Below are 26,991 nucleotides of genomic sequence, written 5' to 3' on the forward strand. Positions count from 1 at the left end.
GTTCCCATGCCGAACACGATCGTTAAGCTCTTCAGCGCCGATGGTAGTTGGGGGTTTCCCCCTGTGAGAGTAGGACGTTGCTAGGCACAAAAAAACACATTCATTTGCGAATGTGTTTTTTGTTTTGTCATGATAGTAAGTTTTAGTAGGGGGAATAGGTTATTGTGCTCCTGCGGTACTCCTCACGTCGTATCCTCGTCGCAAAGCTGCATGACGATTATCATTGAAGTAACTCACGATGTTAACGAGGTCACCAGCTTGTCTGCGTCTACTAGCGTAGCTTCGAAGTAAGCTTCCTCGACGCAAAGCAGCACGAAGGAAATCAATGAAGTATCTCATGAAGTGATTGAGGTCAGTGGCTTTCCTGCGGTACTCCTCATAACGTATCCTCGATACACACAAACATAAGTGTAAAATTACATATAGATAAACTCAAATAGATCTTTGTAGTTCTCAAATTGAATAATAAACTCACAAGGATATTGGTATTTTATGTTGAAATATAATAGAGATTAATACTGAATTTGTGAAAAATATACATACGAACGAGCAGGATAGTTGTGCGAAACGCTTCTACCCAAAATAGAGAATGGTCACATTACTCAGGTGAAAAGTGGATTAGAGTTGGAACGCCGTATGAGGTGAAAGCTTCAGTACGGTGTGAACGGGGGGGGAAAGGAGGCGATAACTTCAAATCCTTACCTATCTGTATGAAGAATAAATTAAGTTCTTTAATATAAATAAAATAAAGGTAAAAGGGAGGTATGTGGTCAAATGGAAAGTACAATATTTATTGATAAAATGCTCCCAGAAGACTGGGAACAAGTTAGAGAAATCTATCTTGAAGGAATTGCTACTGGAGATGCAACCTTTCAAAGAGAAGCTCCTTCTTGGGAAGATTGGGATAACAGTCATTTGTTAGAATACCGAATAGTTGCACGCACAGAAGGTAAAGTTTTAGGTTGGGCTGCATTAAGTCCTGTCTCAAGTAGATGTGTCTATGCAGGGGTTGCAGAAGTAAGTGTATACGTTAGTCAAATTAGTAAGGGAAAAGGAATAGGAAGTTTACTCTTAAAGTCGTTAATTGAAAAAAGTGAAGAAAATGGACTTTGGACGTTACAATCTGGAATTTTCCCTGAAAATGTACCAAGCCTCAAATTACATTATAAAAACGGTTTTCGAGAAGTGGGACGACGAGAACGTATAGGTAAAATGGATGGTGTATGGCGGGATACTATTTTGTTGGAAAGAAGAAGTAAAAGCGTAGGAGCTAATTAAAATTTTAAGTTAACGAGTAGTATTCTACAGGCTGTTGTTGCTATTGGCATGAAAGATGGGACAATATTTGCGACTTCAGATGAAATATATCATTATTATCTGGAAAATTTTAATTTTTGTTCTTGAAGTAACGAATGCATTACTTTATATTTTCTCTATGGATGAGTTAGTGCAATAAGCAATAATTATATGAAAACATGGCTCAGTTCAAATTTGGACTGAGCCATGTTATGGTTTTTAAAGAATTGTAAATTACAGGCCCTAATCTAGGTCTTAGAATTAATTAGCTAACAGCGTTTGAACAGTAACAAATTTGTATCCTCTTGCTTGAAGTTCTTCGATGATCTTCGGAAGTGCCTGAACCGTTCCATCTAAAAGACGTGCATTTGATTGGAAATTATGCTGAAGGATAATCCCACCTGGCGAAATATCTCGAAGAACAATGTTAACAATTTCATCTCCTGTTAAACCGCTCCAATCAAGAGTGTCAACAGACCACATGATATTCCTCATTCCAAGCTCATTCAAAACAGCAATGTCTGATTTCGTAATGGCTCCAAATGGAGGACGAAATATATCGGGTTTTCTCCCAACCAATCTTTCCATTTCCCTTTGAGTTGCCAATATTTCCTCTCTAACAGTGGCTGTCCAAGTCCTAGTAAGATTTGGGTGATTCCATGTATGGTTTGCGATACCATGATTTTCGTTAACAATCCGTTTCATCTCTTCAGGGAAAGCCTTAATTTGTTTTCCCATAACAAAAAAAGTGGCTGGAACTCCTTTCTCCTTTAGAATGTCAAGAATTTGCGGTGTGTAGTAATCTTCTGGTCCATCATCGAATGTTAGGGCAACAAGTTTTTCTGTTTTGTTCCCTTTCATAATTGTATTAGGTTTAATGACTAAATTACTTCTTATAAATGTACGAGATATATTAGAATCATAGTGCACGCTCATTCCTAACTTTCTGGCAACATCAACTAAAGGAACGAAAGGTTCACCGTTAAATTCGATTGTTGCTGTTGGTAGGGGGCTCCTTTTCCACACGTTTTCCTCTTTAATATAGTCATCTGAATAATTTTTCCCTACCGGTAAAGCAAACAGCTTATCTTTTACTCGAAAAACAATAGACTTATATTGTTCATTCCAATTGACATATGCACCAGTGTGTTTTAGAAAAATGGCAGGAACTAATAGTTGCCCAGCTCTCATCATATATTTTGAAGTGAAGGGCTGACCGTCAATAAATATAGGTGCCTCAGGTAGCTGTGATTCATTAGCATGAATATCCGTTGATAGAGCTGAGATAGTCAAAACTAAAATCAATATAACCCTGAAAGAAAATGTAAGTTTGTTTGCCTTTGTTTGTCTCCTCATTTAACTAGCGCCTCCTTTATTTACTTATCTGCTGTATGTTTCCCATAATGTGTACAGGGTATGATGTTAAAAAGTAGGCTGTTTTGATTAAGTTAAATCCTTTAAAATTTAGTCTAACAATGTTATTCTACCAAGAAGGGTTCAAGCTTATGGGGTTTCTTAGCAAAATAAGGTAAAGGTTAGGAGGTATTCAATTGCTTGATTTTATCCTAAGTAATGCGCTTGGAATGATTACGATCATTTTAGTGATTAACATTGTTTATGTCACCTTGTTTACAATTCGGATGATTTTCACATTAAAGGGTCAACGTTATTTTGCTGCGATCACGAGTATTGTAGAGGTCATCATCTATATTATTGGCTTGGGACTAGTGTTAGATAATCTTGACCGTGTTGAGAATTTAATTGCCTATGCGATCGGTTATTCGATTGGAGTATTAGTTGGAATGAAAATTGAAGAAAAGCTAGCTTTGGGGTATATTACTGTAAATGTAATTACGAAAGAGTATGAGCCAGATATCCCTAATGCCCTTAGAGACAAAGGGTATGGTGTAACAAATTGGGTTGCCCACGGTCGTGAGGGTGAACGGTTAATGATGGAAATATTAACTTCAAGAAAATCAGAAAAAACCTTATATAAAACGATACAAGATTTAGATCCTAAGGCATTTATAATTTCCCATGAGCCAAAAACTTTCTATGGTGGTTTCTGGGTAAAAGGAATTCGGAGGTAGCAAGCAGTGGAGAAGAAACAAAAAAAGAAAAAATTCTTTGTAGAAGAGGGAGAAACGATCTCTCAATGTCTTGATCGAATGGCTTTAGAAGGATACACACCGATAAGACGAATGGAAGAACCAGTTTTTCACGAAGTAAAAACGAACGGAAAGCTCGAAACAGTTGTAAAAGAGCAAAAAGTTGTATTTGAGGGTAAGTTAACGGACTAAAAACGAACGATCATTCAATTTTTTTCACAAAACGTTCGATTTTCGTTGACAAATCTTCTAACAAACTGCTAAGATTAAGTCGAAAAGAAAACGTGAAATTATATTTTCCTCATATAATATTGGGAATATGGCCCAGAAGTCTCTACCTAATGACCGTAAATCGTTAGACTATGAAGAAAAGCAAATATACTTGTAGTTAAAGGCTAATCGACCATTTTAATCAAACGATTGATTAATTTTATGTCTTTGAAAAATATAGTTTTTTTCTGTCTAAATCTAACGATATAGGCGAAAACTGACTTTTTTCTAGAGCCGATAACATATAAATTATATTCATCAGTCCAAGTATTGAATTGCTTCCTCTTCATAGAGCTATAGCATATTGAATCTTGGGCTTTTTGTTTTGTTATTTAATTGAACCCTGGTATCTCTATGCACCATTATAGTGATATCATTTCTAGCTGTTTGGCGATATTGAAAGTTAATCTATTAGATAGTAATTATTATTATTTTAAAATAAAAAAGAGTTTAAAAGAAATGTAGGAGGTCAATATGTCAAAGCCATTAGTTGGTGTCATTATGGGAAGTACTTCTGATTGGGAAACGATGAGTCATGCTTGTAACGTTTTAGACGAGTTGAAGGTCCCGTATGAAAAACGAGTCGTATCGGCACATCGTACTCCTGATTTAATGTTTAGCTATGCTGAGACAGCGAAGGAACGGGGCTTAAAAGTAATTATTGCGGGTGCTGGAGGTGCAGCTCATTTACCAGGTATGGTTGCCGCGAAAACGATCTTACCTGTCATTGGAGTTCCAGTTCAGTCAAAGGCACTTAATGGCCTAGATTCACTCCTGTCTATCGTGCAGATGCCTGGAGGAATTCCAGTAGCAACAGTTGCCATCGGAAAAGCAGGCGCAGAAAATGCGGGGTTACTTGCTGCGCAAATGCTGGCTACAGAAGATAATACAATTGAGGCTGCGGTAACCGAAAGAAGAGCCCAAATTACTAAACGGGTCTTAGAAATGAGTGAAGAGCTGTGAAAAACATAATCTTACCTGGGAATACAATAGGTATTTTAGGTGGTGGGCAGTTAGGACGCATGATGGCGCTATCGGCCCGTGAAATGGGTTTTGGAATTGCGGTGTTAGAGCCGAATGAAAGCTCTCCCTGCGGTCAAGTTGCGGATATTGAAATTGTGGCAGCCTATGATGACTTAGACGGTGCAAAACAGCTATTAAACAATTGCGATGTACTAACCTATGAATTTGAAAATATAGATAGTCAAACTGCTAATTGGCTCGAAGAAAACGGTAACTTGCCACAAGGTAGTAAGTTACTCACAATTACTCAGCATCGTGGCAAAGAAAAGCTAGCGATTGAAGCAGTAGGAATTCGAGTCGCACCATATTATCTAGTTAGTTCATTAGAAGATCTGCGAGACGGTGTGAAGAAATTAGGTTTGCCAGCAGTGTTGAAAACATGTCGTGGTGGTTACGATGGTAAAGGCCAATTCGTAATTAAAAGCGCTGAAGATCTACAAAAAGGTTATGAGGAGTTAACTTCTCATGGTGAATTGGTTTTAGAGAAGTGGCTTACCTTTGAAAAGGAACTTTCGGTTATTGTAACAAGAAACCCTGCAGGTGAAGCCAAAACGTTTCCGTTAGCCGAAAACATTCATCAAAATAACATATTACATATGTCGATTGTGCCAGCAAGAGTTACAACGGAGATCGCAGCTAAAGCGGAGGAGGTTGCCCTTCATTTAGCAAACTCTTTTGAATTAGTAGGAACCCTTGCTGTTGAAATGTTTTTAACGACAGAGGGTGAGATTTATGTAAATGAAGTCGCTCCAAGACCTCATAACTCTGGTCATTATACAATCAATGCGTGTGTCACGTCTCAGTTTGATCAACACATTCGAGCGATCTGTAATTGGCCGCTTGGTCATACAGATTTACTAAAGCCTGCAGTAATGGTTAATATATTAGGTGAACACTTAGCAAAGGTGCTAGAAAATATTCAACATCTTTCTTGTGCGCACTTACATTTGTACGGTAAGGCTGTTGCAAAAAAGGGTAGAAAGATGGGACACTTAACTGTCCTCGCTGAAACGGTTGAAGAAGCACTGGAATTAGTCGATTCACTGCAAATATGGAACGAGGAAAAAATGGAGGTAAGCAAATGATTGAACGTTACACAAGACCTGAAATGGGCGCAATATGGACAGAGGAAAATCGCTTTAAAGCTTGGTTAGAGGTCGAAATAGTAGCTTGTGAAGCTTGGGCTGAGTTAGGAGATATACCTAAAGAAGATGTAAAAAAGATTAGAGATAATGCTTCATTTGACATAAAGCGGATCTTAGAAATCGAACAAGAGACAAGACATGATGTTGTTGCTTTTACTAGAGCTGTTTCAGAAACCCTTGGTGAAGAAAGAAAATGGGTTCATTATGGGTTAACATCAACTGACGTAGTTGATACAGCTTTATCATACTTACTTAAGCAAGCCAATGAAATTTTAGAAAAGGATCTAAACAACTTTATTGAGGTCTTAAAAAATAAAGCGATTGAACATAAAGATACAGTCATGATGGGACGTACTCATGGTGTTCATGCTGAGCCAACAACATTTGGCTTAAAGATAGCGTTATGGTATGAGGAAATGAAACGTAATCTTGAGAGATTTAAGCAAGCAGCTGACAGTGTCAGAGTCGGAAAAATCTCAGGTGCTGTTGGGACATATGCAAATATCGATCCATTTGTTGAACAATATGTTTGTGAAAACTTAGGTTTAGAACGTGCTTCAATTTCAACGCAAACATTACAACGTGATCGTCACGCACACTATATTGGTACATTAGCACTAATCGGAGCTTCTATTGAAAAAATGGCTGTTGAGATACGTGGTTTACAAAAAAGTGAAACTCGCGAAGTTGAAGAGTTTTTTGCTAAAGGACAAAAGGGTTCGTCAGCGATGCCTCATAAACGTAACCCAATCGGGTCAGAGAATATGACTGGTCTTGCCCGTGTTCTTCGCGGCCATATGGTAACAGCCTATGAAAATGTAGCACTATGGCATGAGAGAGATATTTCTCATTCATCAGCAGAACGTATTATCATCCCGGATGCGACAATCGCGTTAAATTACATGCTAAATCGTTTTGGTAATATCGTGAAAAATTTAACTGTGTTCCCGGAAAATATGAAACGCAATATGACAAGAACATATGGATTAATCTACTCGCAAAGGGTTCTGCTTTCACTTATTGATAAAGGAATGGTTCGTGAAGAAGCATATGATCTTGTTCAACCGAAAGCAATGGAAGCTTGGGAACGCGGTGTACAATTCCGTGAACTAGTAGAGGAAGATGAGAAAATTACATCCCTACTAAGTAAAGAAGAAATTACGGATTGCTTTGATTACAATCACCATTTAAAACATGTAGATACGATTTTTGAAAGACTTGGACTTATATAAGTAAGAATGTTCAGTTGTTTGGGAGATTGCATTTATGCTACTCCCGAACGACAAACTTGAATTTGGAGGGCGAACCGTGGGAAAAAATGAGCTTTTATATGAAGGTAAAGCTAAAAGAATTTATTTGACTGACGATCCAGATGTTTTATGGGTGGAATACAAAGATGATGCCACGGCCTTTAACGGTGAAAAGAAGGATAAGATTGCTGGTAAATCAAGGCTAAATAACTTAATTACTTCTCAAATCTTTGAGGCTTTAAAACAAGCGGGTATTAACAATCACTTTATTGAAAAGCTATCGGATACAGAACAGCTTGTTCAAAAAGTGGAAATTGTTCCAATAGAAGTCGTTGTCCGCAATGTCACGGCTGGTAGCCTTGCAAACCGTTTAGGGATGAAAGAGGGAATTTCGCTTGAAGCACCAATCATTGAATTTTACTATAAAGATGATGCCTTAGGTGATCCGCTAATAAATGAAGATCACATTCGCCTTTTAAAGATTGCAACACCTGAACAATTACAAGTCATTCGCGGTATTGCGTTACGAGTTAATGAGTTTTTACTACAGTTGTTTAAAGAAGTTAATGTAAGATTAGTAGATTTTAAGCTTGAATTTGGTGTAAATAATGAAGGAGAAATTCTATTAGCAGATGAAATTTCCCCAGACACTTGTAGACTTTGGGATATTCATACGAATCAAAAGTTTGATAAAGATTTATTCCGTCGTAATCTTGGTAGTTTAACAGAAGGATATGAAGAAATTTTAACGAGACTAGGAGGATCATCATGTACAAAGTAAAGGTATATATCACTTTAAGAGAGAGCGTTCTAGATCCACAAGGAATTGCAGTTCAGTCATCACTTCATGCGTTGACGTATGATGAAGTACAGGAAGTTCGTATCGGTAAATATATGGAACTGACGTTGGCAAAAAGTGAAAAAGATGTTGATGTTCGTGTGAAAGAGATGTGCGAGAAGCTACTAGCAAATACAGTTATTGAAGATTACCGTTATGAAATCGAGGAGGTAGTTCCTTCATGAGATTTGCTTGCATCGTCTTTCCAGGATCAAACTGTGATGTAGATATGTACCATGCGATTCGTGATGAGCTTGGAGAAGAAGTTGAATACGTTTGGCATACTGAAACGGACTTAGACCGTTTTGATGGAATTTTATTACCAGGAGGCTTTTCTTACGGAGACTACCTTCGCTGTGGTGCAATTGCTAGGTTTTCGAATGTAATGGAAGCCGTTAAGGAAGCTGCTCAAGCAGGAAAGCCAATTCTTGGTGTTTGTAATGGATTTCAAGTTCTTCTCGAAGCAGGGCTTCTTCCAGGTGCGATGCGCCGTAATCAAAACTTAAAGTTCATTTGTCGTCCTGTAACGTTAGTAGTAGAAAATAATGAAACTATGTTTACAACAGGCTATGATCAAAAGCAAGAGATTACTATACCTGTTGCTCACGGTGAAGGAAACTACTACTGTGATGCCGAAACACTTAAGTGCCTTGAAGAGAATTCGCAAATTGTTTTCAAATATAAAAACAATCCAAATGGGTCAATTAGTGACATTGCTGGGATTACAAACGAACAAGGTAATGTTCTTGGTATGATGCCACATCCTGAGCGTGCCGTTGATCCGCTTCTTGGTAGTAAAGATGGGTTACTATTATTTAAGTCGATTTTACGAAACTGGAGGGAATCACATGTCCTTACTACTTAAAGAACCAACAGCGGAAATGATTAAAGAAAAAGGCCTTTATCGAGAAATGGGCCTAAGTGACGATGAATTCCAACTAGTAGAAAATATTCTTGGTCGCCTGCCTAACTGGACAGAAACTGGCCTCTTTTCAGTGATGTGGAGCGAGCATTGTTCTTATAAAAATTCAAAAGTATTACTAAGAAAATTCCCAATCACTGGAGAGCGTGTTCTGCAAGGACCAGGTGAAGGCGCAGGAATTATTGATATTAATGATGATCAAGCTGTTGTATTTAAAATTGAAAGTCATAACCATCCATCAGCAATTGAACCTTACCAAGGCGCAGCAACTGGTGTTGGTGGAATTATTCGTGACATCTTCTCAATGGGGGCACGTCCAATTGCGTTATTAAACTCATTACGCTTTGGTGAGCTTCAGTCTCCAAAAGTTAAGTATTTGTTTGAAGAAGTAGTTGCAGGTATTGCAGGTTATGGGAACTGTATTGGTATTCCGACTGTTGGTGGGGAAATTCAATTTGACTCATGCTATGAAGGGAACCCACTAGTAAATGCAATGTGTGTTGGATTAATTAATCATAAAGATATTCAAAAAGGTCAAGCAAAAGGTGTCGGCAACTCGGTAATGTACGTAGGTGCTAGCACTGGACGTGATGGCATTCATGGTGCGACGTTTGCATCAGAAGAATTAGATGAAGACTCAGATGCAAAGCGTCCAGCAGTTCAAGTTGGTGACCCATTTATGGAGAAATTACTTCTTGAAGCTTGCCTAGAGTTAATTAAGTCAGATGCACTTGTTGGAATTCAAGATATGGGTGCAGCTGGTCTTACATCTTCATCTGCGGAAATGGCAAGTAAAGCTGGCTCTGGAATTGAAATGAATTTAGATGAAGTACCACAACGTGAAATAGGTATGACTCCATATGAGATGATGCTGTCAGAATCTCAAGAACGGATGTTAATCGTTGTTAAAAAGGGCCGAGAAGACGAAATCAAAGCTATCTTTGATCGTTGGGGCTTATTATCAAAAGTAGTTGGTACCGTAACGGACGATAAAATGCTTCGCCTTATCTTTAAAGGAGAAGTAGCAGCTGAAGTTCCTGTTGATGCATTAGCAGAAGATGCACCTGTGTATCACAAGCCATCAAGTGAACCTGATTATTTCAGAAGATTCCAACAACAAGAACTTGAAATTCCAAAAGTAGAGGATATGAAAGAAATGCTTTTACAATTGTTAGCACAGCCAACAATTGCGAGTAAAGAATGGGTCTACAACCAGTACGATTATATGGTGCGAACAAATACAGTTGTTTGCCCTGGTTCAGATGCAGCAGTTCTTCGGATCCGTGATACAAATAAGGCGCTTGCGATGACAACAGATTGTAATTCCCGTTACCTTTACTTAGATCCAGAAATGGGTGGTAAAATTGCCGTAGCTGAAGCAGCAAGAAATCTAGTTTGCTCTGGAGCTCAACCACTTGGATTAACAGATTGTTTAAACTATGGTAATCCAGAAAAACCTGAGATCTTCTGGCAACTTGAAAAATCAACGGATGGGTTAAGTGAAGCATGTCGAGTTCTTGAGACACCGGTCATTGGAGGGAACGTTTCGCTTTATAACGAAAGAAGTGGCGTAGCCGTTTACCCGACACCGGTCATTGGTATGGTAGGGCTTATTGAAGATTTAGCTTATATAACAACGCAAAGCTTCAAAAATGCCGGAGATCTAATTTATTTAATCGGTGAAACAAAGCCTGAATTTGGTGGAAGTGAGCTTCAAAAGCTTGTAAATGGTGAAATTTCAGGTAAATCTCCGAGTATTGATTTAAACGTAGAGAAGAAATTACAAGAACAATTATTAACAGCAATTCGCGCAGGACTTGTTGCTTCAGCACATGATGTTGCAGAAGGTGGATTAGCTGTAGCGGTAGCAGAATGCATCATGGATGGTAACGTTGGCGCGAAAGTAACGATTACTGGTGAGACTGTTGCAGCTTTATTTGCTGAGAGTCAAAGTCGTTTTGTCGTTTCTGTCCCTGCTGAGAAGAAAGCAGAGTTTGAGAAATTAGTAGACGCAACTTGTATCGGTGAAGTTGTGAAAGAAGCAGAGCTTTCGATTGTAAACGAAAGTGGTGAGTCGATTATTCAAGTAGAAACTTCAGAGTTACAAGAAGCTTGGAGAGGGGCCATTCCATGTTTGCTGAAATAAAAGGCCTAAATGAGGAGTGTGGGGTATTCGGAGTATGGGGGCATTCTGATGCTGCTCAAATTACTTACTATGGTTTACACAGCCTCCAACATCGTGGTCAAGAGGGAACTGGAATTGTTGTTACTGATGGAGAAACATTAAAAATTCATAAAGGGCTAGGACTTGTTACTGAAGTTTTCTCTAAGGGAGAAATAGACACATTACATGGTAAAGGTGCGATCGGACATGTACGATACTCGACAGCAGGTGGTGGTGGCCTAGCGAATACCCAGCCCTTATTATTTAACTCGCAAACAGGCAGTCTAGCATTAGCGCATAACGGAAACTTAGTTAATGCCAATAGTCTAAAGCGTGAGCTAGAAAGTCAAGGTAGCATTTTTCATACAACGTCAGATACAGAAGTATTAGCTCACTTAATTAAAAGAAGTAGTGATTTGCCAATTGTCGACCGTGTAAAAAGTGCGTTGACCCAGGTGAAGGGTGCGTACGCCTTTATGGTCATGACAGAAGATAAACTAATGGTTGCTTTGGATCCAAACGGGCTACGTCCGCTTTCGATCGCTAGATTAGGTGAAGCCTATGTGATTGCTTCAGAAACATGTGCTTTTGATGTCGTAGGAGCTACCTTTGAAAGAGAAGTCGTGCCTGGGGAATTGATTATTATTGATGATGAGGGGCTACGTTCAGAACGCTTTAGCGAACCGATTCATCGTTCAATTTGCAGTATGGAATATATTTATTTCGCTAGACCAGATAGTAATGTTGATGAAATCAATGTTCATACTGCGAGGAAAAGTCTAGGCAAACAACTTGCTATGGAGTTTCCAATCGACGCTGATGTAGTTACTGGTGTCCCTGATTCAAGTATCTCAGCGGCAATTGGATTTGCCGAGCAGTCTGGAATTCCTTATGAGTTAGGGTTAATTAAAAACCGTTATGTTGGTCGAACATTCATTCAACCTTCCCAAGAATTGAGGGAACAAGGTGTAAAAATGAAGTTGTCAGCAGTTCGCGGTGTTGTCGAAGGAAAGCGAGTAGTTATGATTGATGACTCGATCGTTCGTGGTACGACAAGTAGACGAATTGTTCATCTATTGCGTGAAGCAGGGGCGAAAGAAGTTCATGTCCGTATAAGTGCACCTCCGATAACAAATCCATGCTTTTATGGAATTGATACATCATCAACCTCTGAGCTCATTGCAGCTACGAAAAGTGTCGAAGAAATTCGCCAGGAGATTGGCGCTGACACATTAGCCTTCATAAGTGTCGAAGGTTTACTGTCTGGTGTAGGTAGAAAAACGGATCACGCTAACAATGGTCAATGTCTTGCTTGCTTTACAGGTAAATACCCAACAGCACTTCATGATTTAGAAGAGAAAGAGGAAAAGACGGTAAATAACTGTTGCTAAGAGGATAATTTCGATTCAGAATGTAGAAACTGTGCGCCTCGTATAATTTCTACATTCGAGTGAATTTTATAATTACCAAAAATGAGCCGTATAAAACTATATGTAGTTGCGAGTGGTCTTAAGCGACTGCATATAGTATCTAAATGGCAATAATATAGAATTATGAAATTCATTAATTCTGCATTCATTTAAATTGGAGGTTACTATGTCTAGTGCATATAAACAAGCGGGAGTAGATATTGAGGCTGGTTACGAAGCTGTAGAGCGGATGAAAAAGCATGTAAAAAGGACAATTCGTCCGGAAGTATTAGGTGGATTAGGATCATTTGGGGCGATGTTTGAACTTTCAAGCTTTAAACACCTAAAGGAACCCGTTTTAGTATCTGGTACGGATGGTGTCGGAACAAAGTTAATGCTTGCTTTCATGCTTGATAAACACGATACGATTGGCGTTGATGCGGTTGCAATGTGTGTCAATGATATCGTTGTCCAAGGAGCTGAGCCACTTTATTTTTTAGATTACATAGCTTGTGGAAAGGCAGAACCAGCCAAGATTGAAGCGATCGTTAAAGGAATTGCAGACGGTTGTGAACAAGCTGGGTGTGCACTTATTGGTGGCGAGACAGCAGAAATGCCAGGTTTATATGACGGTGAAGAGTATGACCTAGCTGGTTTTTCTGTCGGTATTGTTGAAAAATCAAAGCTTCTAACTGGTAATACAATTACTGAAGGTGATGTGATTGTAGGCCTCTCCTCTAATGGTCTTCATAGTAATGGCTTTTCACTCGTCCGAAAAGTGCTCTTAGAAGAAGCGAATCTTAGTTTACAAGAAACTTATGGGAATTTAAATAAAACATTAGGCGAAGAGCTTTTAACGCCAACAAGAATATATGTAAAACCGCTCTTAGAAGTACTAAAGCAGTTTCCAATCAAAGGTCTTTCTCACATTACTGGTGGTGGCTTTTATGAAAATATCCCACGCACGTTACCTTCTGGTTTTAAAGCGGAAATTGATTATGGTTCTTGGCCAATTCAGCCAATTTTTGATCTATTAAAAGAGAAAGGGCAGTTATCGTATCAAGACATGTTCTCTACGTTTAATATGGGGATTGGCATGGTACTAGTAATTGCAAAAGAAGATGCAGTTGCAGCAATTAAGGAGTTAGAACGACTAGGAGAGAAAGCCTTTATTCTTGGTCGTGTCAGCATTGGGGAAGGTGTCCATATAGGAGGTCTTTTTGAATGAAAAAGATAGCCGTATTTGCTTCCGGTAGTGGCACTAACTTTCAGGCAATGATCGATGCAAGCCAAAACGGCGAACTTGATACAGAAATCGCCCTTCTTGTAAGCGATAAGCCAAATGCCTTTGCAATCGAGCGAGCAAAACAGCATGGTATTGAAGTCTTTCAATTTACGCCAAAAAACTTCGAATCGAAACAAGCGTTTGAACAAGTTATTTTACAACAGCTTCAAGCGCTAAATATTGAATGGATTATTTTAGCAGGGTACATGAGATTAATTGGTGAAACGCTCCTAGAAGCTTACGAAGGTCGAATCGTTAACATTCATCCTTCGTTATTACCATCATTTCCAGGTAAAAATGCTATTGAGCAGGCTTACGAGGCAAAGGTGAAAGTAACTGGAGTAACAATACACTATGTTGATTCTGGAATGGATACAGGTCCAATTATTGCTCAAGCACCAATATTTATCGAAGAAAACGACTCAATTGAAGAAGTACGAACAAAGATCCAAAAAATAGAGCATCAGTTGTACCCTAAGGTAATAGGGAAAATATTAAATGAACATAAAGTTGAAAGAGAGGTTTAACACTCAATGAAACGTGCCCTTATTAGTGTTTCAAATAAAGAAGGGATTGTCCCTTTTGCTCGTCAGTTAGTTGAACTTGGTGTTGAGATTGTCTCAACAGGCGGAACAAAGAAAGCCATTCAAGAAGCTGGAATCCCTGTCATCGGAATTTCCGAAGTGACTGGATTTCCAGAAATTCTAAACGGACGTGTAAAAACACTTCACCCGAATATTCACGGTGGCTTACTTGCAATGCGTGAGAGTAACGATCACCTAGCTCAACTAGAAAAACATCAAATTCAACCAATTGATTTAGTCGTAGTTAATCTTTACCCATTTCAACAAACAATTGCTAAACCTGACGTAACGTTTGCTGATGCGATTGAAAACATTGATATTGGTGGTCCGAGTATGCTTCGAGCTGCAGCCAAAAATCATAAGCACGTAACGGTGGTTGTTGATCCTACTGACTATGAAGACGTCATTCAACAGTTAAAAACAGATGGTGCAGTTAACGATGAAACACGTGGACGCTTGGCTGCAAAAGTATTCCGTCATACAGCTGCTTACGATGCTGTAATTGCTGAATATTTAACGAGAGAAGTTAAAGAAGATGCGCCAGAGTCTTTAACAGTAACATTTGAGAAAAAACAAGATCTGCGCTACGGTGAAAATCCTCATCAAAAAGCAGCATTTTACAAAAAGCCGTTAGGAGCAGAGAGTTCGATTGCTAACGGTACCCAGTTACATGGGAAGGAGCTTTCATTCAACAATATTAATGATGCTGACGCCGCTTTAGCCCTTATTAAAGAATTTACTGAGCCAGCAGTTGTGGCAATCAAGCATATGAATCCATGTGGAGTAGGTGTTGGTAAAACGATTGAGCAAGCCTATGACAAAGCATATGCAGCTGATCCAGTTTCAATCTTTGGTGGTATTGTCGCACTTAACAAGGAAGTAGATGCCGCTACGGCTTTAAAAATGAAGGAAATATTTTTAGAAATTATTATTGCGCCTTCGTTTACAGAAGAGGCATTAGAAGTCCTAAAGTCGAAGAAAAATCTCCGTTTGTTAACAATACCTTTTACAACTGAGGCGAAAGTTGAAAAGCGTTTAACATCGATTCATGGTGGCCTGTTAATTCAAGATGAGGATACGTATGGTCTTGAGGAAGCAAATGCAACTGTTGCAACAAAGCGTGAGCCAACAGAAGCAGAATGGGCAGCGCTGAAAATGGCGTGGAAAGTTGTCAAACACGTAAAATCTAATGCGATTGTTTTAGTGAAGGATGATATGACAGTTGGTGTTGGTGCTGGACAAATGAACCGCGTTGGCTCAGCGAAAATTGCGATTGAACAAGCTGGCGAAAATGTCGTTGGTTCTGTTATGGGATCTGATGCATTCTTCCCGATGAACGATACAGTTGAAGCAGCTGGTCTTGCTGGTGTAACAGCGATTATCCAACCAGGTGGCTCAATCCGTGACGAAGACTCAATCAAAAAAGCTGACGAGCTAGGCATTGCAATGGTAATGACAGGCGTAAGGCATTTTAAACATTAAAAGATAACTTCAAAATGTAGAATTTAGAAGAGATGATAGTTTAGCTCCGAAAGCTTTACTAAAAGCATTCTAAATTCTACATTTTACATAAAAAGGGGGAACGGTTTTGAAAGTATTAGTTATTGGTAGTGGTGGTCGTGAGCATGCTATTGCTTGGAAATGTGCGCAAAGTAAAAAGGTTGTGCAAGTGTTTGTTGCGCCAGGTAATGATGGAATGACTGATGTGGCAAAACTGGTTCCGATATCTGAGAGTGATACTGCTGGACTGATTCAATTTGCAAAGGATGAAAATATAGGATTAACGATTGTTGGCCCTGAAGTACCTTTGCTTAATGGATTAGTAAATGCTTTCCAAGAAAATGATTTACTTGTATTTGGGCCACGGCAAGAAGCTGCTCTTATTGAAGGTAGTAAAACGTTTGCAAAAGAAATGATGAGAAAATACAATATTCCAACAGGATTTTTTGAAACATTTACGACGTTTGATGCAGCGAAAGCCTATGTGAAAGACAAAGGAGCTCCAATTGTCATTAAAGCCGATGGACTTGCAGCAGGTAAGGGTGTAATTGTTGCAATGACGGAGCTTGAGGCAATCACAGCTCTTGATGATATGTTACAGAAAAATGTTTTTGGTGAGGCTGGAAAGAAAGTAGTTATTGAGGAATTTTTAGCTGGTGAAGAGCTTTCATTAATGGCGTTTGTGAATGATGAGGTTGTCATTCCGATGGTAGGTGCTCAAGATCATAAGCGGGCCTTTGATGGTGATAAGGGACCAAATACAGGTGGGATGGGTGCATATTCACCAGTTCCACAATTTAGCCAGAAGGATGTAGAAGAAGCAGTAGAAAAAGTTTTAGTTCCGATGGCAAAGGCGATGAAGCAAGAAGGAAGATCGTTTACAGGGATTTTATATGCGGGACTTATGATGACAGCAACAGGTGCAAAAGTCATTGAATTTAATGCGCGTTTTGGTGATCCTGAAACACAAGTTGTTCTACCTCGCTTAAAAAATGATCTAGTTGAAGTTTTACTAAGTCTCTTAAATGGAGAGAAAGTCGAGCTGACTTGGTCAAACAATGCGGTTGTTGGAGTAGTTCTTGCTTCCAAAGGTTATCCTGCAAGCTATGAAAAAGGTAAGAAGTTTTCAGGTATAGAGAACGTAACAAAAGAAACATTTGTTTTCCATGCAGGATCGAAAAAAGAGAATGGTGATTTTGTGACGAATGGCGGTAGAGTATTACTACTTGCACATCATGCTCCAACCCTTTTTGAAGCACAAAAAGCGGTTTATAAAGAGCTAACAAAGATACAAACAGAAGCACTTTTTTACCGTAATGACATCGGCAGTAAAGCCATTAAACAAATGCAAAATAGTTAAGGTCTACTACCACGTTTCTTTCTCGTATAAAAATAAACTAAGGCAACAACACAGCCGATTAATAACACATAAATAAACAAGCTATCTAATGCAAACTCAAAATTAAACATATTCGCAACTCCTCTTTCACTTAAGATAGATGAGGCTGTTCCTTAAGTTTAAGCCCACCTGATGTAATAATAGAATTGCATGTTTGTAGACATTCTATTTTTAGTAGATGGTGACTAATACTTTGCTTTAGGGACAGCCTCTTATTTTTAATATAATAATGATGGTAAATTCTACTTAGCTTTGATTAATTAACTCATCAAATTCGTTATTGTTTCCATTTGTCATTTCTGTCATTTTTTCCTCGAAAAGGTATGTTAACGGACAGAAACGTGTGATACCTTCTGCGACTTTCATTGCCCCCATCATTACTACTATTAAAGGTGTGTTACTTAATGGGCGTTTTACAAGCTTTGAAGTACCCCAAGCTAACAAAGTAAATCCACAAGTAATTCTAATTAATGCATTAACGATCCCAATATTTGGTGTTATTTTTCTCATGGCGATTCACAACTCCTTATTTTTTCTATACCAATTAATATTTGTAAAAAAACTTTAATGTGTTAAATGAACAAAATGTGTTACTATAGTGGAAACACATTTTACACAAATAATTGATTTTTCTTTATAAATAATATACTTAGAATTGGGTGATCAAAATGGCAGAAAGGTTTGAGCGCTGGACAAAAAAACAAATTCGTAAGCAGCTTCAAATCATTCGCGGTGAGGTAGCACCAACAATTTGTTTGGTAAATGCGACCTATTTAAATAGTGTGCGAAAGAAATGGCTACAAGCGAATATATGGATATACGAAGATCGAATTATTTATGTGGGCAACGACATGCCTTTAAATATGGAAAGCACAGAAATAATTGACTGCACTGATCGTTTTCTTGTTCCTGGATATATTGAACATCATGCTCACCCGTTTCAGTTATATAATCCCCAGACACTTGCTGAATATGCATCAGTCCGTGGGACAACAACACTGATAAACGACAACTTAGTATGGTTTTTAAATACAGATAAAAAGAAAGCGCTTACAATGATTGAGGACCTAGATAAGTTACCGACATCTATGTTTTGGTGGTGCAGGTATGATGCTCAAACAGAATTGTTACACGAAGAAGAAAAATTTTCTTATTCAAATATGAAAGCATGGCTTGAACATCCCTTAGTTGTTCAAGGAGGTGAGTTAACAGCATGGCCTAAAGTTCTGCACGGTGATGATAGTATGCTTCACTGGATGCAAGAAACGAAAAGAATTTCTAAGCCTATAGAAGGGCATTTGCCTGGAGCGTCTGAACGAACTTTAACCCAGATGGCTTTGTTAGGTGTGAATAGTGATCATGAGGCAATGACGGGAAAAGAAGCGCTAATGAGGTTGGATATGGGCTATACGACATCATTAAGGCACTCTTCGATCCGTCCTGATCTTCCTAGACTATTGGATGAATTATTAGAGCTTGGCCTAGATGATTATAGTAATGTGTTGATGACCACTGATGGATCTCCTCCTAGTTTTTATGAACAGGGATTTATGGACTTATTAATCTCAATTGCTATAGATAAGGGGTTACCTGATGCTGAGGCTTATGCAATGGCCACTTATAATGTAGCGCGTCATTATCATTTAGATGATTGTTTAGGAATGATTGCTCCTGGGAGGATAGCTCATATTAATATCTTAGAGAAGAAAACGAACCCTCGTCCTGTGGCTGTTTTGGCAAAAGGGAACTGGGTCAAGAAAGAAGGAGTAGAATGCTATCCAAAAATAGCATTTCCATGGGCGAATTATGGAGTCACTCCATTGAAGTTAGATTTTGAGTTAACTAGGAATGATATGCATTTTTCAATGCCTCTTGGAATTGAAATGGTCAATGCAGTTATTCTTAAACCTTATCAAATCTCCATTGATGTCACAAAAGATGAGATCGCAGCTGAAAGTGACGAAAGTTTTTTCATGATGATCGATCGTAATGGGCGTTGGATTATTAATACTGTCGTGAAAAGATTTGCAAAAACAGTTTCTGGATTCGCCTCTTCCTATTCAAACACTGGGGATATTATCATTATCGGAAAAAATAAGAATGATATGTTATTAGCTTTCCAGCAATTGAAGAAGCAACAAGGTGGGATTGTCTTAATTGAAAATGGGAGGGTGATAAATAGTATAAAGCTAGAGTTATATGGAGTGATGTCAAACAAACGGTTTGAAGAAGTGATTACGGAAGAAAAACAGCTTGTTCAGGCATTGAAGGTTAGGGGCTACCAATTTGAAGATCCAATTTATAGTCTTTTGTTTTTTTCATCAACGCATTTACCGTATATCCGAGTAACGCAAAGAGGGATTTATGATGTGAAGAAGAAAACTGTACTCTTTCCTTCGATTATGCGTTAAACTATAAAAGGAAGCATTAATGTAAAGGAATGGTAGAGAATGAAAAGGCTTACTAAAGGAATGATTTTTTTACTATTAGTTTTGTTTATGGTTGCTTGTAGTAAGGAAGAACCAAAAGAAGTTCAAGAAGAACCAGTCGAAGTTGATCAACCACCAGAGAAAGAAGTGTATGTTAACAGCTACCCATTAACTGGGCTGGAGAAAGATGATGAAGCCGAATACCGAGCATTCGGTGTAATGATTGAAAATAGTCATGCAGCGAGACCTCAGTCAGGTCTTTATCAAGCTGATTTAGTGTACGAAGTATTGTCTGAAGCGACGATTACTCGCTTACTTGCATTTTTCCATAGTGAAAAACCAGAAATAATTGGACCGGTTCGTAGTGCGAGAGATTATTATATTCATTTAAATAACGGTTACAAGGGAATTTATGTTTCAGCAGGTGGGAGCCCGCAAGCAATTGCGATGTTTGATGAAAAAAAGGTCGATTTTATTAGTGGCTTAAAGTATGATGGTCGCTTTTTCTCCCGCTCATCGGCAAGAAAGGCACCGCATAACATGTATACAAGCTATGAGGATCTGCTCAAGGCTACAGAAAACGAGAAGTACTCATTAGAAGCCGAAGTACCGACATTGCCCTTTTTAGAGGCTGATATAGTCTTGGATGGTGAAAAGGCTCTTCAAGTTAGCATTAATTATGGTAGCGATGCTAATAATGTTATATATGAATATGATCTTGATCAAAAAAAATATATTCGGATTGTTGGAGAAGAACAAAGCGTTGATCTTGAAACCGAAAATCCGGTTCTCATCGACAATATCTTCATTGTTGAAATGAGCCATGAAATTCTCGACAAGCAAGGGCGTAGAGCCATCGATATTTCTTCCGGCGGAGACGGTTTTCTAATCCAAAATGGTGTGTACCAGGCAGTTCAATGGAAAAATGTTGATGGACAAATTTTGCCATTCAAAAATGACCAATCACTTGGTTTCCTAAGAGGGAAAACATGGATTAATGTTGTTCCTGAACTAAATTCTAAAGTAAGTATTCAATAAGTAGGTACAGACATAACACGAAAGGATGAAGTAGTGTGCAAATTGATAAATTAAGAGGAAAAGAATTGGATCAATTATTTTTATCGATCTTAAGTTTGAAAAATTTGGAAGAATGTTATCAATTTTTTGATGATCTTTGTACGATCAACGAAATTCAATCATTGGCACAACGTCTAGAAGTTGCACGGATGCTCCGTGAAGGCTTTACATATCAAAAAATTGAGGCGGAGACAGGTGCTAGTACAGCAACAATTTCCCGTGTTAAGCGTTGCTTAAACTATGGAAATGACGGCTATGAAATGACACTTGAGCGTGTTAAAGAAGTTCAGTTAAACAAGGAACTTAGTACTGATAAGTAAAGATCATTCATGTACTCAAGGGAATAAGTATAGGAGGCTGGGACATAACAAAGTTTCAGACACTGCCAGGAACCGAATATAGACATTTGATAATTTTAACTGTCTATATTTACTAGGGCCTGCGCGTGGTGTCAGATACTTTTTGTCCGAGCCTCTTTTTTCTTAATTGATGAGGATTTTACTTTTTTCTGACGCTATTATAATTTTCATACTATACTACGATTATTAGAGATTTATTTTTTTATAGGAGGTATTCATGCTCAACATTTATTTAACTCGCCATGGAGAAACAAAGTGGAATAGGGAAAATCGTCTGCAAGGTTGGAGAGATTCAGAATTAACAGACGAAGGAGTAGAGAATGCGGTTTTGTTAGGAAATAGGTTATCTGAATTTGAGTTTACAACTATTTATTCAAGTTCAAGTAACCGGGCTTTAAACACTGCAAAATACATATGTTTAGATAGGGAAATTCCAATTGTCGTTGTTGAAGAATTAAAAGAGATCTCCTTTGGCGAATGGGAAGGAAGGACGCAAGCAGAGATTGAAGAAGACTTCCAAGAAGAGTATTCTAACTTTTGGTTGGCACCTCATAAATACAACCATCTCCCCCATAATGCAGAAAGTTTGAGTGAATTCAAAATCCGCGTCGAAAAAGCAATGAAAAATATCCTTGAAACCAATAGTAGTGGAAACATCTTGATTGTCACGCATGGAGTCGTTATTAAGGCCCTTATGTCATTTTTTTGGAATATACCGATCGAAAAAATGTGGGATCCACCATTTATTGAGGGAACAAGCCTTTCGTTAATTAGATGGAACGGCATAGAGTTTCATAAAGAGCTATTAGGAGATACGTTGCATATGAGAAAGCATATAATAGAGAGTTAGGAACCCTCTAGTGAATATATGAACTTGTCTCTAGGGTTATCAAAGCCAACGCACTACAACCAATCCAGCCTCATGGTCGCTATCTTGGTAAATGGTCAAATGATTTTTAAAAGGGTGTAGAAGGTTATTTATTGCCAAGATAGCGAGAGGTATAAATTAAACCGTCGCATAGTTTACGTTAAGAGCGAAATAGATAGAGTCTTTTTTAAATCCCCACGTTTCCTATCTGAAAAATCCACTAAACAGTTTAAACATAGGTCCCATTTGCCCAACAAGGCCTAGTGTTGATTGAACACCGTTCCCTATTTTATTAAAATCGATATTGCCATTTTGATCTCTGATTAGTGAATAAGGGAATTGAGATGGCGCTGCCTGTTGATTATGGCCTGGATTTTGTTGGTTTTGTATTTGTTGTGGAGTTTGGCTTTGAAAAAAATTATTAGAGAATGGGTTTTCTTCTTGAACTGGTTGGTTTTCATAGTTAAACGGGAACGTATTTATACCACCAACCATTGGGCTTTGCTGCATCATATTAAACGGAAACGATTGAGCTCCGCCGGTCATTGTTTTTTGCTTCCCCATCCCCATGTTAAAGGGAGAAGATTGAGCCCCTCCAGGCATTTGATTTTGCTTTGCCATATTAAATGGAAAACCTTGGTTTCCCCCGCCAGCCATTGGATTTTTTGTCATCATATTAAACGGAAACGATTGACCACCATTGGCCATCGGGTGTTTCATCATTTGACTGTGTAATTCAAATGGGTTAAAGCCCATTTGATTATTTTTAAACATAGATGAAAGTGGAAACATCATATTTTTGAATGGAAACATGTTGCCCTCCTTTTTTTCCTTTTATATTAAATAATTTTACATTTCATGAATTTTACACTATCACCCATAGCTTATGTATTTAAAACTAAATTGGTAGGGTGTTTAACTAGTCAATTGATTTTCGGGAGTCTATAAAAAAAATAGGACGAAATTGTTGTAAACACACAGTCAATTGTATGCCTGTTTAAATAATATAGTAGGGAAATAGGACAAATGGAGGGATAAAAAATGACTCATTACTACGAACTATGCTGTAAGCATCGAGGTCAGGTTGTCACGATTTTTGAAAAGTGTGGCAAAAGGCATGTTGGAAGAATTGTAGATGTAGACCATCAATTTGTATATATTGAGCCACTATCTGGTGGAGTTGCTGGTTATAGTTGGGGCTACCCAGGCTGGGGCTGGGGTCCGCGTTGGGGCTTCCGACCGTTTTTCCCAATTGCACTTGCTGCCATTGGTGGTTTTGCATTAGGCGCATCGCTATTCTGGATATAAAAAAAATTGGTGGATACTGGATATATATCTAGTATTCACTTTTTTATTAGCCCAATGATTTGAGCCTACGGATAGTATAGGCAGATCTTTTTTTCAGTTTATAGATCAGTTTATAGATAAGAGAGTATATGCGTTTTCAGTAATAAATGTCGATCTCCTAGCGCCAAGCTACTTTTTGAAGCACACATTGCGCCTAATTTTCATAAACTATGTAGTGAAAAAGGAGGCGAGCGTATAGTGATGAATAAATTTTTCCCGATGAATAGCGGAGGAAGTAATGGCAATGCCAATTGGAAAAAAGCGTTACCAAATTTTTTAGGAGAAGATTTTTTTTCGGACTTTCAAAATATAATTTTTGATAATAATGGTCCTAAACTTAATATTTATGAATCTGGCAACGAGGTTTTATGTATATTTGCTTTACCAGGATTGAAGCTTGAAGAAGTAGACATATATGCACATGAAAAGACTCTTGAGGTAAGAGGTACACTCCATGTCGATTACAGTGGTTTTCGGTTAATTCAGGAGGAGATTACTCAAGGGCCATTTAAACGAACGGTTGAGTTACCGTATCCAGTCAGAGATGATAAGGTTGATGCCTCTTATCAACGTGGTGTGTTAATTATTCACTTACATCGATTAATTAGGTCAACTCCTATTAAGAAAAAGGTAAACATTCAAAATTTAGATGATGAGTAATTGAAGCTGTATTAATATACAGCTTCTTAATTTTTTGAAGAAAAGCGGAAAAAATGGGCTAGTTCCACAGAGAAAAACAGGTTTTTCATAGGCATCATCCAGTGCAATGCCGAATATAATTGTGTTAGTATGTGCTCCTACCTCTAACTTAAATACAACAAGAAGTGCATCGGATCTGAAGAGAAAAGGATGTGATACATGGTGGGTTTTTTCGATAATCATGGCTTAAGCTTTCGAAAGAAAAAAGCCCTAGAAAGTGACCGGACAACTGATTTATTAGGAATTGAACAAGCGCAAAAAGAAGCGAAAATTCCAGAAATTGAAAATCAGAGGATTTTGCAAAGGTCAGTAAAGTATGGTTTAGAAGCTGCTCCGTCTATTGGTGATCGGACAATTTCTACATTCACAAGAGAGCCTAGACCTGCTTATGCAGGGATCCCAACATTTTTAAGAACACCATTTTTAGAAGATGTTCGTAGAGTTGGCGAGTATGATGTTGCATTTATTGGAGTGCCGTTTGACATTGGAACAACGTATCGTGCAGGAGCGAGATTTGGTCCTGAAGCAATGCGCCGCATCTCCAAATTGTATACGAGTTACAGTTATGAAAAAGGCGTTGATTTAGCAGAATCACTAAAAATGTGTGACGTTGGTGACGTCTTTACAATCGCTAATATTGAAAAGAGCTTTGATCAAATTTATAAAGCAGTTTCTCATGTTTTTGCCCAAGGAACGTTACCTGTGATGTTAGGTGGAGACCATGCGATTGGTTACCCATGTTTAAGAGCAATCGCAGAACATGTCGATGGTAAAGTAGGAATTATTCATATGGATCGACATCTCGATTTGCAGGAAAAGGATATGGATGAGCGGATGCATACGACACCTTGGTTCCATGCGACCAACATACCTAATGCCCCACCATCCAACTTAGTTCAAGTAGGGATTGGTGGATGGCAAGTGCCAAGAGAAGCAGTTCAAAATGTTCGAAAGTTCGGTACAACAGCCATCTCAATAGATGATGTTGAAAGATTAGGAATTGAAAAAGTTGCAGAAATCGCTCTTGAAAAAGCATGGTCTGGTGGAGCAAAAGCAGTATACCTAAGTGTAGATATAGATAGCTTTGATGCAGGGTTCGTTCCTGGTACCGGATGGCCAGAACCAGGCGGATTTTTACCACGGGAAGGTTTAAAGTTTTTAGACATTGTTGCTAGGGAAGGTATTTGTGGCATGGAGCTAGTTGAAGTATCACCTCCATATGATGTTAGTGACCAAACCGCATTACTTGGTACGCGGATTATCGCCGATGTATTAGCAGCCATGGTTGATGCTGGAAAGCTTGGCAAGAAGTTCTCATAGCAAAACTGTTCACGGAGGGGTGCCAGGCACCCTTCGTGAACAGTTTTAGTAAAAATGTGCGCCTAGAGTGGACAAACTTAAAGAAGGTGATTGGAATGTATGCGATCGATGTAAAAAATGTTACGTATAGTTATCCTGATACAACTATTGCGATTGAGGATATTTCACTACAAATCCCGGTTGGAGCAAAAATTGCTTTGCTTGGCCCAAATGGTGCGGGCAAATCGACATTCCTTCACCATCTTAATGGGTTAAAATTACCACAACAAGGTTCGATTTCGATTATGGGTATCCCTTTAAATAAAAAAAGTGCGAAAACGATTCGTCAGAAAGTTGGTTTAGTCTTTCAGGATCCTGATGATCAGGTCATCTCTGGGACTGTTTGGGAGGACGTTCAATTTGGCCCAAGGAATTTAGGGATGTCAGAAGATGAGATTGAGGCGGTATGTAATGTAGCTCTAGGTTCGGTAGGAATGTTAGAGTTTAAACAAAAAGCTCCTTACCAGCTTAGCTATGGACAAAAGAAACGGGTGGCTATAGCAGGGATTTTAGCGATGACCCCAGATATCGTAATTCTTGATGAACCAATGTCCTACCTTGATCCACAAGGACAAGATGAAGTTGCTGCGCTTCTTCAAGGCTTGAACTTTATGGGCAAAACAATTCTTCTCTCTACTCATGATGTAGATTTTGCAGTGTCTTGGGCAGACACGATTATTATCATGAAAGATGGTAAGCTTCTTGCGTATGGAGGCCCGGATTTATTAGTTAATGAGGATTGTGTTAGAAAAGCAAACCTTCATTTACCAAGGATCGCAAGGTTGTTTAGAATGATCCCTGATTTAAACCTAGAGAAACTTCCAAGAAATGAACAAGAAGCAGCAAGGTTACTTTATAAATTAATTAATGTCCAAATAAATCAACGTTAATTAAATGTTTAATTAAAAGTGGCTTACCATTAATAATGATTTGGTAAGCCAACTTTATGTTAAATTCTGTCCATTTCTCAAACATCAGCAATTCACTCTTATTGAGCATTAAAGTCCTCCATCTCCTCCATATTTTCCATCGCCTGTGTATCAATGTCATTAAATTTAATTTCCCCTTTTTCCTCGAGTAGCTTTTTCAGGTTTTCAGCATCTGTCAGCGCCGATAGGCCAATATTTAACGTCCCTGATAATTCCTCAACGGTTAACTCCTGAATTTTGTAATTAATATTCTCAATATTAATAGGTTTTATATTTTCAACCTTTTCTTTTAACTCTTCATTTTCTTTTTCAACTTCTTCAATCTTTTGCTGTAAGCTATCAAGGGCCTGAATTACTTTATTGGTATATTCTTGATTAAATATCATCTGGTTGTCATTACTAACTTGTAATTGTTTCAACTTATTATTTTTTTTATTATTTTGGTCGTCAATGTCAAATTGATAATATTGTTGATTTGTATAATGGTCTTCTCCATATTGCTGACTTAATAATTCTTGCATGTACTGTTGCTGATGTTGTTGATATTGACATTGAGATGGATCAGTACATCCCCAATAACAAGATTGGTTGTAATAATAAGTATAAGGCCATTGGTAATAATACATCTACTTCACCCCTAATTTGGTCTCTCCATAGAGTATGAAAATTGGGCTCTAGGCGTTCATAGAAATCGAATTTTCTTTTAAAAAATACACCACTAACTTCAAAAA

Annotated in this window: 29 protein-coding genes, 1 rRNA gene and 1 riboswitch; of the genes, 24 read left to right on the forward strand and 6 right to left on the reverse strand. The window is 38.3% G+C overall.

Annotated features, from left to right (window positions below; genetic code table 11):
* Both rrf and ACK4M9_RS11190 read left to right on the forward strand, forming a co-directional pair.
* Positions 1–86: ribosomal RNA gene (gene rrf / locus ACK4M9_RS11185) — 5S ribosomal RNA — on the forward strand; the annotation flags it as partial.
* Positions 87–774: 688 nt separating this feature from the next.
* A complete protein-coding gene (locus ACK4M9_RS11190) occupies positions 775–1,278 on the forward strand; it encodes a GNAT family N-acetyltransferase (RefSeq protein ID WP_409850404.1) in 504 nt (167 codons plus the stop codon).
* Positions 1,279–1,557: 279 nt separating this feature from the next.
* Here ACK4M9_RS11190 and ACK4M9_RS11195 read toward each other — a convergent pair whose 3' ends face one another.
* The gene (locus tag ACK4M9_RS11195) at positions 1,558–2,652 is read right to left on the reverse strand and encodes a polysaccharide deacetylase family protein (RefSeq protein WP_409850406.1); all 1,095 of its coding nucleotides are present in this window, start codon (positions 2,650–2,652) and stop codon (positions 1,558–1,560) included.
* Positions 2,653–2,879: 227 nt separating this feature from the next.
* On the opposite strand from ACK4M9_RS11195, the gene ACK4M9_RS11200 reads away from it, so the two are divergent.
* The 14 genes from ACK4M9_RS11200 to purD all read left to right on the forward strand — a co-directional run bounded on the left by ACK4M9_RS11200 (position 2,880) and on the right by purD (position 17,154).
* Positions 2,880–3,386, forward strand: a complete 507-nt coding sequence (locus tag ACK4M9_RS11200; RefSeq protein WP_409850860.1) for a DUF2179 domain-containing protein — start codon at positions 2,880–2,882, stop codon at positions 3,384–3,386.
* 6 nt (positions 3,387–3,392) lie between these two features.
* Complete coding sequence (locus ACK4M9_RS11205; protein WP_409850408.1) at positions 3,393–3,596, forward strand: NETI motif-containing protein; 204 nt, start codon at positions 3,393–3,395, stop codon at positions 3,594–3,596.
* An 89-nt stretch (positions 3,597–3,685) separates the two neighbouring features.
* Positions 3,686–3,787, forward strand: a riboswitch (purine riboswitch).
* Positions 3,788–4,148: 361 nt separating this feature from the next.
* The gene (gene purE / locus ACK4M9_RS11210) at positions 4,149–4,637 is read left to right on the forward strand and encodes a 5-(carboxyamino)imidazole ribonucleotide mutase (protein ID WP_409850410.1); all 489 of its coding nucleotides are present in this window, start codon (positions 4,149–4,151) and stop codon (positions 4,635–4,637) included.
* Positions 4,634–5,782 (forward strand): 5-(carboxyamino)imidazole ribonucleotide synthase, encoded by a 1,149-nt coding sequence (gene purK / locus ACK4M9_RS11215; protein WP_409850412.1) that lies wholly within the window; start codon positions 4,634–4,636, stop codon positions 5,780–5,782. Before purE ends, purK begins: the two co-directional genes overlap by 4 nt.
* Positions 5,779–7,074: an adenylosuccinate lyase gene (gene purB / locus ACK4M9_RS11220; RefSeq protein ID WP_409850414.1), complete on the forward strand. Its 1,296-nt coding sequence runs from the start codon at positions 5,779–5,781 to the stop codon at positions 7,072–7,074. The genes purK and purB overlap by 4 nt, the downstream gene beginning before the upstream one ends.
* A gap of 34 nt (positions 7,075–7,108) precedes the next feature.
* Positions 7,109–7,873 (forward strand): phosphoribosylaminoimidazolesuccinocarboxamide synthase, encoded by a 765-nt coding sequence (purC, locus tag ACK4M9_RS11225; protein ID WP_409850416.1) that lies wholly within the window; start codon positions 7,109–7,111, stop codon positions 7,871–7,873.
* Positions 7,861–8,115 carry a phosphoribosylformylglycinamidine synthase subunit PurS gene (gene purS / locus ACK4M9_RS11230; protein WP_409850418.1) on the forward strand — a complete coding sequence of 85 codons (255 nt, stop codon included), beginning with the start codon at positions 7,861–7,863 and terminating at the stop codon, positions 8,113–8,115. The genes purC and purS overlap by 13 nt, the downstream gene beginning before the upstream one ends.
* Positions 8,112–8,795, forward strand: coding sequence for a phosphoribosylformylglycinamidine synthase subunit PurQ (gene purQ / locus ACK4M9_RS11235; protein ID WP_409850420.1), 684 nt, complete (start codon positions 8,112–8,114; stop codon positions 8,793–8,795). Before purS ends, purQ begins: the two co-directional genes overlap by 4 nt.
* Positions 8,779–10,998 carry a phosphoribosylformylglycinamidine synthase subunit PurL gene (gene purL, locus ACK4M9_RS11240; RefSeq protein WP_409850422.1) on the forward strand — a complete coding sequence of 740 codons (2,220 nt, stop codon included), beginning with the start codon at positions 8,779–8,781 and terminating at the stop codon, positions 10,996–10,998. The genes purQ and purL overlap by 17 nt, the downstream gene beginning before the upstream one ends.
* Entirely contained in the window at positions 10,983–12,407 is a 1,425-nt protein-coding gene (gene purF / locus ACK4M9_RS11245; RefSeq protein WP_409850423.1) for an amidophosphoribosyltransferase, read from the forward strand. The genes purL and purF overlap by 16 nt, the downstream gene beginning before the upstream one ends.
* A gap of 205 nt (positions 12,408–12,612) precedes the next feature.
* The gene (gene purM, locus ACK4M9_RS11250; protein WP_409850425.1) at positions 12,613–13,653 is read left to right on the forward strand and encodes a phosphoribosylformylglycinamidine cyclo-ligase; all 1,041 of its coding nucleotides are present in this window, start codon (positions 12,613–12,615) and stop codon (positions 13,651–13,653) included.
* Positions 13,650–14,237, forward strand: coding sequence for a phosphoribosylglycinamide formyltransferase (purN, locus tag ACK4M9_RS11255; protein ID WP_409850427.1), 588 nt, complete (start codon positions 13,650–13,652; stop codon positions 14,235–14,237). The genes purM and purN overlap by 4 nt, the downstream gene beginning before the upstream one ends.
* 6 nt (positions 14,238–14,243) lie before the next feature.
* Complete coding sequence (gene purH, locus ACK4M9_RS11260) at positions 14,244–15,776, forward strand: bifunctional phosphoribosylaminoimidazolecarboxamide formyltransferase/IMP cyclohydrolase (RefSeq protein WP_409850429.1); 1,533 nt, start codon at positions 14,244–14,246, stop codon at positions 15,774–15,776.
* Between the two features lie 106 nt (positions 15,777–15,882).
* Entirely contained in the window at positions 15,883–17,154 is a 1,272-nt protein-coding gene (gene purD, locus ACK4M9_RS11265) for a phosphoribosylamine--glycine ligase (RefSeq protein ID WP_409850431.1), read from the forward strand.
* Here purD and ACK4M9_RS11270 read toward each other — a convergent pair.
* Complete coding sequence (locus ACK4M9_RS11270; protein WP_409850433.1) at positions 17,151–17,264, reverse strand: EYxxD motif small membrane protein; 114 nt, start codon at positions 17,262–17,264, stop codon at positions 17,151–17,153. The two genes, purD and ACK4M9_RS11270, sit on opposite strands and share 4 nt — an antisense overlap.
* 175 nt (positions 17,265–17,439) lie before the next feature.
* Entirely contained in the window at positions 17,440–17,703 is a 264-nt protein-coding gene (locus tag ACK4M9_RS11275) for a YgaP family membrane protein (protein WP_409850435.1), read from the reverse strand.
* Between the two features lie 158 nt (positions 17,704–17,861).
* Between ACK4M9_RS11275 and ACK4M9_RS11280 the strand changes: the two genes are divergently transcribed.
* The 4 genes from ACK4M9_RS11280 to ACK4M9_RS11295 all read left to right on the forward strand — a co-directional run bounded on the left by ACK4M9_RS11280 (position 17,862) and on the right by ACK4M9_RS11295 (position 21,908).
* On the forward strand, positions 17,862–19,604 hold the full coding sequence (locus tag ACK4M9_RS11280) for an adenine deaminase C-terminal domain-containing protein (protein WP_409850436.1): 1,743 nt from the start codon (positions 17,862–17,864) through the stop codon (positions 19,602–19,604).
* A 39-nt stretch (positions 19,605–19,643) separates the two neighbouring features.
* Positions 19,644–20,660: a DUF3048 domain-containing protein gene (locus ACK4M9_RS11285; protein ID WP_409850438.1), complete on the forward strand. Its 1,017-nt coding sequence runs from the start codon at positions 19,644–19,646 to the stop codon at positions 20,658–20,660.
* A 35-nt stretch (positions 20,661–20,695) separates the two neighbouring features.
* Positions 20,696–21,019 carry a YerC/YecD family TrpR-related protein gene (locus tag ACK4M9_RS11290; RefSeq protein WP_409850440.1) on the forward strand — a complete coding sequence of 108 codons (324 nt, stop codon included), beginning with the start codon at positions 20,696–20,698 and terminating at the stop codon, positions 21,017–21,019.
* 256 nt (positions 21,020–21,275) lie between these two features.
* Positions 21,276–21,908, forward strand: a complete 633-nt coding sequence (locus ACK4M9_RS11295; protein WP_409850442.1) for a histidine phosphatase family protein — start codon at positions 21,276–21,278, stop codon at positions 21,906–21,908.
* Between the two features lie 222 nt (positions 21,909–22,130).
* Here ACK4M9_RS11295 and ACK4M9_RS11300 read toward each other — a convergent pair whose 3' ends face one another.
* Positions 22,131–22,739 carry a hypothetical protein gene (locus tag ACK4M9_RS11300; protein WP_409850444.1) on the reverse strand — a complete coding sequence of 203 codons (609 nt, stop codon included), beginning with the start codon at positions 22,737–22,739 and terminating at the stop codon, positions 22,131–22,133.
* Positions 22,740–22,967: 228 nt separating this feature from the next.
* Here ACK4M9_RS11300 and ACK4M9_RS11305 point away from each other — a divergent pair, with 228 nt between their 5' ends.
* From ACK4M9_RS11305 to ACK4M9_RS11320, 4 genes are all read left to right on the forward strand, one after another.
* The gene (locus ACK4M9_RS11305; protein WP_409850446.1) at positions 22,968–23,234 is read left to right on the forward strand and encodes a hypothetical protein; all 267 of its coding nucleotides are present in this window, start codon (positions 22,968–22,970) and stop codon (positions 23,232–23,234) included.
* 240 nt (positions 23,235–23,474) lie between these two features.
* The gene (locus tag ACK4M9_RS11310) at positions 23,475–23,933 is read left to right on the forward strand and encodes an Hsp20/alpha crystallin family protein (RefSeq protein WP_409850863.1); all 459 of its coding nucleotides are present in this window, start codon (positions 23,475–23,477) and stop codon (positions 23,931–23,933) included.
* A gap of 198 nt (positions 23,934–24,131) precedes the next feature.
* Complete coding sequence (locus tag ACK4M9_RS11315) at positions 24,132–25,292, forward strand: agmatinase family protein (protein WP_409850448.1); 1,161 nt, start codon at positions 24,132–24,134, stop codon at positions 25,290–25,292.
* 35 nt (positions 25,293–25,327) lie between these two features.
* Positions 25,328–26,221: an ATP-binding cassette domain-containing protein gene (locus tag ACK4M9_RS11320; RefSeq protein WP_409850450.1), complete on the forward strand. Its 894-nt coding sequence runs from the start codon at positions 25,328–25,330 to the stop codon at positions 26,219–26,221.
* On the opposite strand, the gene ACK4M9_RS11325 is transcribed toward ACK4M9_RS11320, so the two are convergent.
* Both ACK4M9_RS11325 and gerPC read right to left on the reverse strand, forming a co-directional pair.
* Positions 26,196–26,330 (reverse strand): hypothetical protein, encoded by a 135-nt coding sequence (locus tag ACK4M9_RS11325; protein WP_409850452.1) that lies wholly within the window; start codon positions 26,328–26,330, stop codon positions 26,196–26,198. The two genes, ACK4M9_RS11320 and ACK4M9_RS11325, sit on opposite strands and share 26 nt — an antisense overlap.
* On the reverse strand, positions 26,320–26,886 hold the full coding sequence (gerPC, locus tag ACK4M9_RS11330; protein WP_409850456.1) for a spore germination protein GerPC: 567 nt from the start codon (positions 26,884–26,886) through the stop codon (positions 26,320–26,322). The genes ACK4M9_RS11325 and gerPC overlap by 11 nt, the downstream gene beginning before the upstream one ends.
* Positions 26,887–26,991: the final 105 nt, after the last annotated feature.

Origin of the sequence: Anaerobacillus sp. (assembly GCF_046314235.1) — a bacterium.
GTDB lineage: Bacteria > Bacillota > Bacilli > Bacillales > Anaerobacillaceae > Anaerobacillus.